General features: G+C 44.8%; 10 protein-coding genes. 3 read left to right on the top strand and 7 right to left on the bottom strand.

All coding sequences use genetic code 11. The features are described from left to right. Window positions 1–52: 52 nt before the first annotated feature. Together glgA and glgB are read right to left on the bottom strand one after the other, a co-directional pair. Window positions 53–1495: a glycogen synthase GlgA gene (gene glgA, locus ACDJ59_RS08185; protein ID WP_413408300.1), complete on the bottom strand. Its 1443-nt coding sequence runs from the start codon at window positions 1493–1495 to the stop codon at window positions 53–55. After that, the gene (glgB, locus tag ACDJ59_RS08180; RefSeq protein ID WP_413408298.1) at window positions 1492–3498 is read right to left on the bottom strand and encodes a 1,4-alpha-glucan branching protein GlgB; all 2007 of its coding nucleotides are present in this window, start codon (window positions 3496–3498) and stop codon (window positions 1492–1494) included. Before glgB ends, glgA begins: the two co-directional genes overlap by 4 nt. Window positions 3499–3691: 193 nt before the next feature. On the opposite strand from glgB, the gene ACDJ59_RS08175 reads away from it, so the two are divergent. Continuing rightward, the gene (locus ACDJ59_RS08175) at window positions 3692–4918 is read left to right on the top strand and encodes a glucose-1-phosphate adenylyltransferase (protein WP_340905152.1); all 1227 of its coding nucleotides are present in this window, start codon (window positions 3692–3694) and stop codon (window positions 4916–4918) included. Between the two features lie 123 nt (window positions 4919–5041). Here ACDJ59_RS08175 and ACDJ59_RS08170 read toward each other — a convergent pair whose 3' ends face one another. From ACDJ59_RS08170 to ACDJ59_RS08150, 5 genes are all read right to left on the bottom strand, one after another. Beyond that, window positions 5042–6541, bottom strand: coding sequence for an ATP-binding protein (locus ACDJ59_RS08170; protein ID WP_413408297.1), 1500 nt, complete (start codon window positions 6539–6541; stop codon window positions 5042–5044). Continuing rightward, complete coding sequence (locus tag ACDJ59_RS08165) at window positions 6538–7236, bottom strand: response regulator transcription factor (RefSeq protein ID WP_017688086.1); 699 nt, start codon at window positions 7234–7236, stop codon at window positions 6538–6540. The genes ACDJ59_RS08170 and ACDJ59_RS08165 overlap by 4 nt, the downstream gene beginning before the upstream one ends. Further along, window positions 7229–8548, bottom strand: a complete 1320-nt coding sequence (locus ACDJ59_RS08160; RefSeq protein WP_143781232.1) for a hypothetical protein — start codon at window positions 8546–8548, stop codon at window positions 7229–7231. Before ACDJ59_RS08160 ends, ACDJ59_RS08165 begins: the two co-directional genes overlap by 8 nt. A 22-nt stretch (window positions 8549–8570) precedes the next feature. Beyond that, complete coding sequence (locus tag ACDJ59_RS08155; protein ID WP_036613671.1) at window positions 8571–9296, bottom strand: phosphonate ABC transporter ATP-binding protein; 726 nt, start codon at window positions 9294–9296, stop codon at window positions 8571–8573. An 83-nt stretch (window positions 9297–9379) separates the two neighbouring features. Next, window positions 9380–10570: an MFS transporter gene (locus ACDJ59_RS08150; protein WP_413408296.1), complete on the bottom strand. Its 1191-nt coding sequence runs from the start codon at window positions 10568–10570 to the stop codon at window positions 9380–9382. Window positions 10571–10874: 304 nt separating this feature from the next. Between ACDJ59_RS08150 and ACDJ59_RS08145 the strand changes: the two genes are divergently transcribed. Together ACDJ59_RS08145 and ACDJ59_RS08140 are read left to right on the top strand one after the other, a co-directional pair. Continuing rightward, on the top strand, window positions 10875–11795 hold the full coding sequence (locus ACDJ59_RS08145; RefSeq protein WP_036613670.1) for an ArsR/SmtB family transcription factor: 921 nt from the start codon (window positions 10875–10877) through the stop codon (window positions 11793–11795). A gap of 49 nt (window positions 11796–11844) precedes the next feature. Then, window positions 11845–12609: an HAD family hydrolase gene (locus ACDJ59_RS08140; protein WP_405169906.1), complete on the top strand. Its 765-nt coding sequence runs from the start codon at window positions 11845–11847 to the stop codon at window positions 12607–12609. Window positions 12610–12638: the final 29 nt, after the last annotated feature.

Here is a 12638-nt window from a genome sequence, read left to right as displayed (position 1 = left end):
TTTGATTAAAAAAAGCCACAGCATAATATGCTGTGGCTTTTTCAGGATTGCATCAGTTTACAGGGTCAAGTGTGATCCGACGATAAATGTCCATATATTCTTCAGCTGAGACATTCCAGCTGTATTCTCCGCCCATTGCATTTTTCACAATTTTCTTCCAGTGTTCTGGCTGTTTGTAGATCTCTTCAGCACGCCGAATGGTATTCATCATGTCATGTGCGTTAAAGCTTGTGAATGAGAAACCATTCCCTTCTCCAGTAAACTCGTTGTATGCCTGCACAGTATCATTCAGACCGCCTGTTTCCCTTACGAGAGGCACACTACCGTACCGCAGGGCCAGTAGCTGACTAATACCACATGGCTCGAACCTCGATGGCATCAGGAAGATATCACTGCCTGCATAGAAACGGCGGGATAACCCATCATTAAACGTGATCTGAGCAGACATTTTGAGCGGATAACGATTCGCAGCTTCACGGAACCAGTGTTCATAGGACTGCTCCCCTGTTCCAAGTACCGCGAATTGAATGTCATCATAATACAGCAATTCATCCAGGATACGGCAGACCAGATCAAGCCCCTTAGAGTCCACGAGCCTTGTCACCATCACCATGAGTGGTACATCAGGACGAACAGGAAGTCCAAGTTCCTTTTGCAGCTCAATTTTGTTCTCCGTTTTCTTGGACAGACTTGTTCTGTATTTCACCGGGATCTTGGTGTCTGTAGCCGGGTTGTAGCTCTTGGTATCAATACCATTTACAATCCCGCTGAATCGATCTCCAAGTGAACTGAGCAGTCCGTCCAGACCATATCCATAATAAGACGTTTGCACTTCCTGTGCGTATGTTGGGCTTACGGTTGTCACATGGTCAGCATACACAATTCCTGCTTTCAAAAAATTGACGTTACCGTAATATTCGGCTCCATCCACGGTGAAATATCGATCGTCCAGCTCAAGGATTTCACTGAATAACTCATGCGGGAATACCCCTTGGTACAACAAGTTATGTATGGTGAATACCGTACGAATATCACTGTAGAATGGATCGTGTCTGTAGTGCGCTTCAAGCACCAAAGGAATCATTCCTGCATGCCAGTCATGACTGTGCAGCACGTCAGGCTTGAACTCAATCTGTGGCAACACTTCGAGAACTGCACGGTTGAAGAAGGCGAAACGCTCGCCATCATCCATATAACCGTACACTCCATCACGCCCAAAATAATACTCATTATCTACAAAATATACTGGAATCCCATCATGAACCAGCATTTCTATTCCACAATAGGGTCTGCGCCAGCCAAGAGGCACATCCGTTGTAATTACGGGCTGTAACGCGTCTTTATACTCAGCGGGAATCCCCTTGTACTTAGGCATAATCACCCGCACATCTGCCCCGCTCTTCTTCAATGCAAACGGGAGAGCACCGATTACGTCAGCAAGGCCTCCTGTTTTGATAAATGGATGTACTTCAGCAGCAGCAAATAGAATATTCATGCCTTTGTCCTCCTCTTCGGTTTGAGCGTGTTGCTTTCATTTTTATTCTTCGTTTTTGAACTGACGGAAGTTATACTCGCAGGTGATTCATCCGTTTTCCGACGTGTGTTCTTTTTTAGAATCACGATGCTCAGCGGAGGTAATACCAATTCGAGACTATGCGGATGCCCATGAAAAGGAATCTTTTCGGTAGGCAGTTGCATATCATTAGTAATGCCTGAACCGCCGTAAACGGAATGGTCACTGTTCAGTACTTCGGTATACATACCGGGACGCATGACACCAATCCGGTAACGCTCCCGCTTGACCGGCTGAAAGTTAATGAGCACAAGGAGTGTATCCGCAGGTTTTTTTCCTTTGCGTACGTATGAAATGACACTCTGGTCCTGATCATCCGGAGTGATCCATTCATAACCGTCCAAGGAATGATCAAGCTCCCACAAAGCTTTTTCACTCAAGTACAGGTTAGACAGCTCACGCTCAAACTTATGCAAATTGCGGTGACTGTCATAATCCAGCAAGAACCAATCCAGTTGATCCTCATCTTTCCATTCGATGAACTGGCCAAAGTCTCCACCCATAAACAACAGCTTTTTCCCTGGGAAAGTCATAAAATAACCCAGAAAAGCACGCATGCCGGCAAATTTCTGCTCATAGGTTCCTGGCATCTTGTCGAGGAGCGACTTTTTGCCATGAACAACCTCGTCATGTGACAGAGGTAGCACATAATTTTCAGCAAAGGAGTATACGACCGGGAAAGTCAGCAAATGATGTTTGGAAGGACGCTCATGAAAATCAGATTCCATGTAATCAAGCGTATCGTTCATCCAGCCCATGTTCCATTTGTAGTTAAAACCCAGACCACCTTCATCTACAGGTAAAGTCACCATTGGCCATGCACTAGATTCTTCAGCCATCATCAACGCATAAGGGAAATACTTGAACACCGTCTCATTCAGCTGCTGCAAAAAGGCTACAGCTTCCTTGTTCTCAAGACCACCTTCATCATTGGTACGATATTGTCCTGGCTGTTTCTCAAAATCAAGCCGAATCATACTCGTAACCGCATCAACACGGAGTCCGTCAAAATGATACATCTCCATCCAATATAATGCATTGGAGATCAGAAATGAACGAATCTCAGGTTTAGAGTAGTCAAAGCTAAGTGTACCCCAGCCTGGCTTCTCTGCTAACATCGGATCTGCATACTCATACAAAGGCGTACCATCAAACATACGCAACCCATGAGCGTCTTTGGCAAAATGTGCAGGTACCCAATCCAGCAATACGCCAATCCCGGCCTGATGTAGTGTATCCACTAGATACATCAGATCTTTTGGATGCCCATAACGACTGGTTGGCGCATAAAAACCTGTGTTTTGGTAGCCCCACGAAAGGTCATATGGATGCTCACTAAGGGGCATCATTTCAACATGTGTATATTTCATTTCTAATAAATAAGGAACAAGCAAATCAGCCATCTCGCGATAACTATAGAGGCTTCCATCTTCTTTGCGCTTCCAGGTTCCCATGTGCATTTCGTAAATATGTAGAGGTTTGTTATACATGGCACGTTGTTTGCGTCTCCAGGCTCCATCATTCCATTTGTACCCTTCGATTGAACTGGTGACAGAGGCTGTCTGAGGTCGAACCTCTGCTTGAAACGCATATGGGTCCGCTTTGAGCAATTCTGTTCCATCTTCCGTTAATATACGGAACTTGTATAAAGTTCCTTCGCTAATTTCCGGGAAAAAACGACTCCAAAATCCTGATTCGGGTATCTTATATAAAGGTTCCTTTTCGCCTTTCCATTCATTGCGGTCCATAGCCAGTCCTACTTCTACGGCGTTTGGTGCCCACACGGTAAAGCGATACCCCTGAAGGCCATCGCAAGTCTCAGGCTGCGCGCCCAACATTCGATAACTGTGATGAAGGTTACCTTCATGAAATAAATAAATATGCTCCGGCAATATGTCCGGGTGTGCTAACGGTTGAATGGCCAAGAGATCACCTTCTTCTCAAGAAAATAGATATAACAGTAACCATTACCCCATTCTAGCCAAGTTGAAAAGAAAAATGCGGTGAATTAGAAAATGTTGTACATTTTCAGAATTTTTACAGTAACAATCGTTTCATCTGCTCTACTTTGCGTTAATGATGTACTACAATGCACAATATTTTGGGAGGGAAACGATTATGTTTAATAAAGATTGCATCGCTATGCTGTTGGCGGGAGGAGAAGGGAAACGATTAGCCCCTTTAACCTCAAGTCTCGCAAAACCCGCTGTACCGTTTGGCGGGCACTACCGGATCATCGATTTTCCTCTCAGTAACTGCGTTAATTCAGGAATTGACACTGTAGGTGTACTGACGCAGTACCAGGCGGAATCTTTACACGATCACATCGGTGGAGGAGAACCATGGGGACATGGCAACTCAAGTGAGGCAGGAATATCCTTGCTTCCATCTTATCATACAGGAAATGACGAATACTTGGGAACGGCGGATGCTATTTATAAAAATATCGACTATATTGATCAACAAAACCCCGAAAATGTTCTAATTTTGTCGGGTGACCATATTTATCATATGAATTATCGTGATATGTTGGAGGCTCATCAAGCCAATAATGCCGCAGCAACCATTTCAGTTATGGAAGTTCCATGGGATGAAGCACATCGCTTTGGGATTATGGCTGCCGATGCTGATTTGCGTGTAACCGAGTTTGCCGAGAAACCGGCTGAACCAAAAAGTAATCTGGCTTCAATGGGCATTTACATGTTCAAATGGGATTATCTGAAACGCCATCTCTTGCAAGATGCCGCTAATCCTGAATCCAGCCATGACTTCGGTAAAGATGTTATTCCTCAAATGTTGAACGAAAATAATCCCCTCTTTGTCTATAACTTTAATGGTTATTGGAAAGACGTAGGTACGGTTAAGAGCCTTTGGGATGCACATATGGATCTGTTACACAACGAGGAAGACTGGAGTCTGCAAAAAGAAAACTGGCCGATGTTTACTCGCGACTGGCGCTCCAAACCAAGTGCTTACAAAGCAAGACATACAAAGATAGAACATGTTACTTCCATGATTCACGACTCTTGTGCAATTGAAGGTCGTTCAGAACGTTCCGTTATCTTCTGCGGTGCTGAAGTGGGTAAAGGCTCTGAGGTTAAAGACAGTGTCGTTATGCCTAACGCACGCATAGGCCGTGGGGTTCACATCGAACGCGCCATCATCGGTGAAGGTGCAATAATCAAGGATGGTGCAATCGTTAAAGGTACGGCGGATGAAATTGTGGTCGTTGGACCAAACGAGATCGTCTCTGCCAAACCAGCAGTCCGTACGCAACCTGTTCGTATGTTGAAAGAAGTATATGAGAAAAGTGGGCGCCTGCGCGCTGGTGAACTTTCTTCATAATGAAGTAAACATAGGATGTAAAAGGCGAGCCTCAGATGGCTCGCCTTTTTTTGTGTTGATATGGATGTTATAAAGCGTACATGCTCGATCATCAGGTAGAAAAATCTCTTATCTTTTAAAACCTTAAGACTTTTCTAGATCCGATTTAGCATCGCTTGCTGTTCGCTCATCTGTGACTTCAGCATCACCAGACGCGGTTACAGATTCTTCTGGACCCATCTCCTCAGCCACAGCCGGTAACGTAACCGTAACGGTTGTCCCCGATCCGAGTTCACTTTGCATCGTGATGGTTCCCTCATGCAGTTCTACCAGTTCCTGCGTAATCGCAAGACCCAGTCCCGTTCCCCCATTTTGATGATTTACCTGGAAGAAACGGTCCCGTACTTTGATTAGGTGTTCTTCACTAATTCCGATACCGGTGTCCTGAACAGCTGCAATAATCTGACCATTCTCCTCTTTGACGGACAAGAAGATCCAGGAATTCTCATGTGAAAATTTGATCGCATTATCCACAACGTTTAAGAAGACTTGTTTCAGTCTGTTGCCGTCTCCATGGACATTATAAGCACGAGTCTCGTCCGTTTCCAACTTGAGATGGACCTGTTTTTGTTCCGCTTTGGCCCAGACATTCAACATCGTTTCCTGTACAATTTCACGAATGTTGACGGTTCCTTTGACCAGCTTCATCTGATTCTGCTGCAATTTGGAGAAATCCAGCATCTCTTCAACAAGTCCAATCAGTCGTTCGGTTTCCTTGGAGATAATACCCATACCGATACGGGTTTCTTCCGGATCATAACCGCCTGAATCCAGTGTCTCGCTCCAGCCTTTGATACTGGTCAGAGGTGTTCTTAATTCATGTGATATCGAAGAGATAAAATCATCTTTGATCTGATTACTCCGCACAATCTCATGTGCCATGAAGTTAAGTGTTGATGCCAATTCGCCCAGTTCGTGCTTATAATTCCCTTTAACCCTGACATCCAGCCGTCCTCTAGCCATTTGGGCAGATACTGCGGTGATGTTGTTAATTGGACGTACAATGGAATTTGCCATACCAATACTGATGATCAACACTATAGCAAGCACTCCAACACCGACGGCAGCGGCGAGTAGTCCCATATTCAACAGCTTTGAATTCACATCTTCAAGTGATGTCAAATATCGAATAACATAAGTATTTTCGCCGCCCAGATCAAACTTGTGTGAAACGGCCATGACGGATTCTCCAGTACCTGGTTGTCTTCCAATCCAGCGTCCCATATCCCCATTCAGAGCCTGCATAATATCACTGGTTTGCAGCACAGCACGGTCAGATTCAAAAGCAGTCGAACTCGCCAATACGCGCCCGTTCAGATCCAAAATTTCCAATTCAGTATTGGACAATGCCAAGTTCACAAGGAGTCTAGACAGATTATTGCCATCCTCCGTAGTATTCTCACGAGCGATCGGCTCGAAAAAGTCCTTTGAATTAGAAATGTGGGTACTAATCGTATTGTAGATACTCTCATAATAATACCTTTGAACTGCCAACATAAATACGAATTCGACCAACAGCAGAGCGAGAAAAACTACAAAGAAATAATGTAGTACGATCTGCCGTGTAATGCCTTTTTTAATCATTGCTCCCGGCCCTTCCATTTGTACCCGTGACCCCATACTGTCTGCAGGTATTCGGGCTCGGAAGGATTGTTCTCAATTTTCTGACGCAAACGACGAATGTTGACATCCACAATTTTCGGATCACCCATGTACTCTTTTCCCCATACGTGATCTAACAATACATCACGGCTGAGCGGTGTGTTTTCTTTTTCCAGGAAAAACTGAATCAAGGAAAACTCCGTTGGAGTCAACTCAATAGCTTCATTCTGTTTTTTGAATTGCTTCGAGATCAGATCCAGGGAAAATGGCCCGGACTGGAACGTAACCTTTGCCGCAGTTTCCCGATGCACGTTCACGCGGCGTAACAATGACTGAATACGTGCAATCAACTCTGTTGGGCTGAAAGGCTTGCTGACGTGATCATCTGCACCAACGGAAAGTGCATACACTTTGTCCTGTTCCTGCACTTTCGCGGTCAAAAAGATGATGCCCAGACGTTCATTGGTTTCACGGATCCGTCGACACACCTCGAATCCATCAATACCTGGTACCATGACATCCAGCAGAGCCAGATCAATATCCGGTACTGTCTGCAGTATGCGAAGCGCTTCATGACCGTCACCCGCTTCAAGCACTTCGAATCCGTTTCTCTTTAAATTAATCACTATAAAACTGCGGATGGATTCTTCATCCTCAAGAATAAGTACTTTACTCATTAAGTTCTCCCTTTCTATTCAGCTGAGAAGTATTGCTCAGTGCATCTTTACCCGCCTCTGATTGTGCTACTCGTGAAGCAATAACCCGATCTTTGGTACGCGTAATTTCCTTCCAGCTTTTACCCTTCTCCTGTTCCCACTTGGAAAGGGTGAAATATTTGATCTCTGCTACGGTTTCGTCCGTATCAATCATTTTAAATCGAATATATTTTTCCTTTTCCGATTTGGTGTCAATAGTGATCTTACCGTACCACTCTGGCTTAAGGTTTAGATGAAATAAATCAGCATCATCCCGGAATTGGAATGAGACAAATTTCTTGCTGTCTTTGCCATCCCACTGATAATAGGTGTAAAACCACAACCGAGAGTCAAATACGTAATGCTCCCAGCCTTTTGGAGTCTCTTTAAGTCCAAACTCAATAATACCATCATTATCGACATCACCGCTTAAAATTTTGTCATCTCTATACGTTTGATCCGGTGATTTGAAAGCATTGACTAACTTGTTATCTTTAACATACATAATTTGCGAGAAGGAACTCCGATCATCCAGCTCGGCATCCAGTACAATGCCCATCTGTCCTTTGGCGATCTCTCCGCCCAGAGCATTATAAACTTCTTTAACGGTATAATCGGTCTGCACCCGATCAACTTCCTTGAAGCTGCCATCTTCGTACTGGTATAACGCAATCGTTGCAAAACCGCTGTTGTTCAGCGAAATGATAACAAAATCACTCTTACCATCTCCGCTCAAATCCAGTGTGTTTCCCTGCGCATCATCAATGATATATTGATTATACGGAACTCCACCCAAGACCTGCTCCAGTGCCCCGCCCTTGTAGGAATATGCAGTCAGGGCCTTCTGTTCCTGCAGACTTACACCAAGAATAATATCCGGATTTCCGTCATTCGTAATATCCAATACTTTAAAGGATTGCAACTCATTTCCCGGCACATCAAATGTAAGTTTTTTAACCCATGTGCCTCCCTGCTCTTCCAAAATCATGCCATGGATTCGCACATTCTCATTTGGTGTCTCATAAAAAACAATCGCTTCCCGAGTTCCATCCCCGTTCAGGTCTTCCACCCGAATCATGCTGGTATTATTCATATCCTTGGGACGAATCAATGTACTCTCTGGCGGCAGTTTAACCTGAACCACGTTGTACAATTTCTCCTTATCGGTGGACATCATTGGTTTTCTCATCAAACCCTTGGGGTCACTTATGACTGTGCATCCGCTTAGAACAGAACCAAGCATAATCGCCATAGTTCCTGCTGCTACAAAGCGTCCCCACCGTGAATTAAACAATCTCATCACTCTTTTCAATAGTTTAAATCTGGTTTTTTTCTTGCTGTGTCAGTCTTCGTCCACGAATATCAAAAGCAATCTTGCCTTCTGCCAATCCCCAGATCCGTGTGGCATGTTTCTCAGCAAGCTCAATAGGCAGCACTGCAATGACTGTTGCACGTTCTTCTTCACATAATTTGCGCAGCGTTTCCAGCACCGAATCTGCTGTGTGAGGGTCAAGACCAATCACTGGTTCATCGGCCAAAACGACTTTGGCACCATGAGCAAGTGCTCTTGCAATAGCAACACGCTGCTTCTCGCCACCACTGAGCTTCTCTGCTATTTGATGTGCTTTATCAAGTAATCCCAATCCTTCGAGATAATCCATAGCACCCATATAATCATCGGAACGCACCATACCGGTTACCATTCTCCATACAGGTGTCTGACCCGATCGTCCGATTAATACATTTTTAAGAGCCGTACGTCTGGGAAATAGTTCTGGATTTTGTTCCAAGTAAGCCCATTCCCGTTTGATTTTCCGTTTTCCGGACCAGCCTTCTTTCAAAATCTCGGCGCCATCCACCGTAAATCGGCCTGAATCCCATTTCTCCATCATAGCCAGACATTTGAGCAGCATGCTTTTTCCGCTACCGCTTGAACCAACTACAGCTATCATCTCACCTTGTTGCATATCAAATCGAATATCCCGTAGTACGGGAACGCGGTCCACGCCAACGGATTTACTCAAGTTCTCTACTCTGATCATCGCGATGTCTCCTCTTGTCCATGTTTTTCCCTACCACTAGTGTACTCGGAAATGGACATCAATTTCCATGCGAACACCAGCTTCTATTTTAACACAGATTCGAACTCAGGTTTACGACGAAATAATATACCTGCCACGCCGAAAAGAAGGTACAGGATTCCGAGCAAGGTGAACATGCTTCCGGGTGTAATCCAGTTGATCATCTGACCACCCAGATTCGGCCCAATAATACTTCCAATTGTGAAATGAAAGGAAGCTACAACGTTGGCTGCAGGCAGCAATACTTTAGGTAAAATATCTGCGGCATAGGCCAGGCCCAGTGAGAAAAAGGAGCCGACCAGGCCACCTGCGATTGTTAACAATACAAGCGTCCACCAGAAATGCGTACCTACGACTGGAACCAGCATGAAGATGATTCCCCCGCTGATACCCGCAAACATCAATATCTTCTTCCGCCCATATCGGTCACTCAACATTCCGAGAGGCAATTGAAGGAACAAACCTCCAATCCCGATAAAAGGAAGCAACGACGAAATCTGACTGGTATCGAATCCAATACGCAGCCCATACACGGGGAAGTTACTATTCATACCCGCCTCCATATAGCCGTATAAGAGTGCTGGTAACAGTGCATACCAAGCCCATGCCAGACTACGACGGAAGCGACGTTCCGGCAGTTGTCCATGCTCTGCTTTTTCCGGTTTTGTATCCGGAAGCTTCATTAATACCAGTATAAGCACTGCGGCAATACATACGAACAACACCCAGAATGGGACAGCATCACCGAATCCAAGCAACTTGATGCCCAGTGGACCAATGCTAAATCCCAGCCCGTAGGACATGCCATATAGTGATATGTAGCGTCCACGCTTTTCAGGAGCAGTAACAAGCAGTACCCATAGTTGAGCCGCATAATGAAGTGCGCTGTCTCCTATTCCAACGATCAGACGCAATATGAACCATATTTTAATATCTGGTAAATACGGAAATAGTATTAAAGGGGCCATGACTAATATCAGGCCACCTACAATCAGCTTCTTGAACCCTAATGCTCCCAATAACCGTTCCGCAACGAGAGTCATGGCAAAAGAGCCAATGTACAACGCGGCGGCGTTTAATCCGTTTAAACCTGGTGAAACCCCTTTTTGCTCCAAAAAAATCGAAAGCACAGGCAGCAAAAGCCCCTGACTTATTCCAGCTACCACAATAACCGTAATCAAAATGAGATAGTTGGCTGTCGAGTGTGATAGTTTGGGGCGAGTAATCGATGACACGAATTCATTCCTCCTGCGAGCACACAAAGAAAAATCGCCATCGCTGACGACTTTTGTATGGTATACATATGGTTTTAAACTGCTGTTCATGGATCGGGGCTTTGCCCCGGACTTGAACATTATAGTGGACAACGCCCTGCAAAACAAGCCATAATAGAGGTTGTTCAAAAAGTTCACTTTTGATTACGAATCATGCCTAGTGGCATCATCAGCTTCGAAGATGAAACCAGACTTTTTGAACACGCACTAATCGTACTTAAGTCGCTGCGTACATTTAGATGTGACGGGAGGATTCTGCAACAATATGGCTTATCATGTGAAAATTGATGTTTCACCGATATATGAAATGCTCAACAGCTTTCTGGTTTATGTCACGAAAAAATGGATTCAGCATCTGGATATTGGTCCTGAATGGATTCTGGAAGTGGAAGGCAAACTAAGTTCCAATGTACGAGCTGCGCTCGCACCTGCTGCCACTTGGCCTTTTGATGATTTTGATGTTTTGTTTGCATGGGCAGCCTATCAAAATGATACATCGGAGAATCGTGATTTCCTGGACATGCTTGCCGGAATGACAGCGGAAGACCTGTTTGCACGTGTGTCTCCTCTTCTGCCGGCTCTTACAATAGAAGAATCTACGCGCATTCGGAACAGTTATGTCCCATTATTGCGACTATGGGATGAACACTACTGTCAGAATATGAGCGAAGATCAGCGTGTGTGGCTGGAAGAAGATGCCGAAGAAAAACGCATTTTGCTTGATAAAATGGGCTCTGAACTGCTTATTGAATATGCTACAGCGGGCGTTCTTGTTGAACCGATGCCGGGACTGAACGAAGTCATCCTCTTCCCAACGGTGCACAATCGTCCTATTAATATGTACTGCTTCTATGAGGGTATGATGATCATGCAGTATCCCGTAGATGCACCAGAAGAGAACGAAGACCAGCCGCCAACATGCCTTTTACGTTTCACCCATGCGCTAGCTGATCCCGAAAGACTTCGCCTGCTTCGTTACGTATCGGATGAACCCAAGTCCCTCGCTGAGATGTGTGAAGAACTGGGTAAAGACGAAGACACGGTCAAAGACCAGGTGATGGCGCTACGCATCGCAGGTCTGCTACGGACCCATCTGCTCGGAAGTAACCGTAAAGAGAAATACAGTATTCGGCCGGATGGCGTATCTGAATTGAATATGTTCCTGGAATCCTATATTCGCATTTAATTTAGTTGAACCATTGTGGATTTACTGGCTACAAGGAGTGAGTTAGATCATGAAAATAATGAAACAACATATTTTGTTTGACCTTGATGATACACTCGTATATTGCAACAAATACTTCAACCTGATTTTGGGAGAATTCTTTGAGAATATGCAAGAGTGGTTTGATGGACATTCTCTGACAACACAAGAGATTCGGGAAAAACAGCTGGAGATCGATGTAACCGGAGTGAACAAGCTTGGTTTTGCGAGTCATCATTTCCCGCAATCCTTGATTGATACCTATCGTTATTTCTCCGGCAAGTTCGCCAGATTAACCTCTCCCAGAGAAGAGTCTTATCTGAGCAAGTTGGGTATGAGTGTGTACGATCAGGAGGTTGAACCTTACCCTCATATGGTTGAAACGCTTGAGAACCTCAAAAGTGCTGGACATTCCCTCTACTTATATACCGGCGGCGAAACCGTGATTCAGCAGCGCAAGATTGATCAGATGAAACTCTCGGCTTATTTTGATGATCGGATCTATATCCGACAACACAAAAACGTCGAGGCACTGGAAGGCATTCTGTCTAATGGTCCGTTTGATCGTCGTGCAACTTGGATGATTGGCAACTCACTACGCACAGATATTATGCCTGCGGTAAAAGCCGGAATTCACAGCATTTATATCAAGCAACCGAATGAATGGCAATACAACATCGTAGAACTTCAGCCCAATCCGGAAACGTCGATGTATACCATCACTGCACTGGAAGAGGTCCCTAAAGTCATACACGAAAATATACAACAGCAGCAACAGAAAAGGACCCTTGGATAAGGGTCCTTTTGCTGTATGTTAACTGTTAA

The organism is Paenibacillus amylolyticus (genome assembly GCF_047302515.1).
In the GTDB taxonomy this organism is placed as follows: domain Bacteria; phylum Bacillota; class Bacilli; order Paenibacillales; family Paenibacillaceae; genus Paenibacillus; species Paenibacillus amylolyticus_G.
The sequence above is the reverse complement of the archived record's forward strand: the minus strand, read 5'-3'. Positions and strand labels throughout refer to the sequence as shown.

What these genes read in the sequence shown, in the direction of transcription:
- glgA (WP_413408300.1), bottom strand. Translation starts at nt 1,495, where the DNA reads ATGAATATTCTATTTGCTGCTGCTGAAGTACATCCATTTATCAAAACA.
- ACDJ59_RS08175 (WP_340905152.1), top strand. Translation starts at nt 3,692, where the DNA reads ATGTTTAATAAAGATTGCATCGCTATGCTGTTGGCGGGAGGAGAAGGG.
- ACDJ59_RS08170 (WP_413408297.1), bottom strand. Translation starts at nt 6,541, where the DNA reads ATGATTAAAAAAGGCATTACACGGCAGATCGTACTACATTATTTCTTT.
- ACDJ59_RS08165 (WP_017688086.1), bottom strand. Translation starts at nt 7,236, where the DNA reads ATGAGTAAAGTACTTATTCTTGAGGATGAAGAATCCATCCGCAGTTTT.
- ACDJ59_RS08155 (WP_036613671.1), bottom strand. Translation starts at nt 9,296, where the DNA reads ATGATCAGAGTAGAGAACTTGAGTAAATCCGTTGGCGTGGACCGCGTT.
- ACDJ59_RS08145 (WP_036613670.1), top strand. Translation starts at nt 10,875, where the DNA reads ATGGCTTATCATGTGAAAATTGATGTTTCACCGATATATGAAATGCTC.
- ACDJ59_RS08140 (WP_405169906.1), top strand. Translation starts at nt 11,845, where the DNA reads ATGAAAATAATGAAACAACATATTTTGTTTGACCTTGATGATACACTC.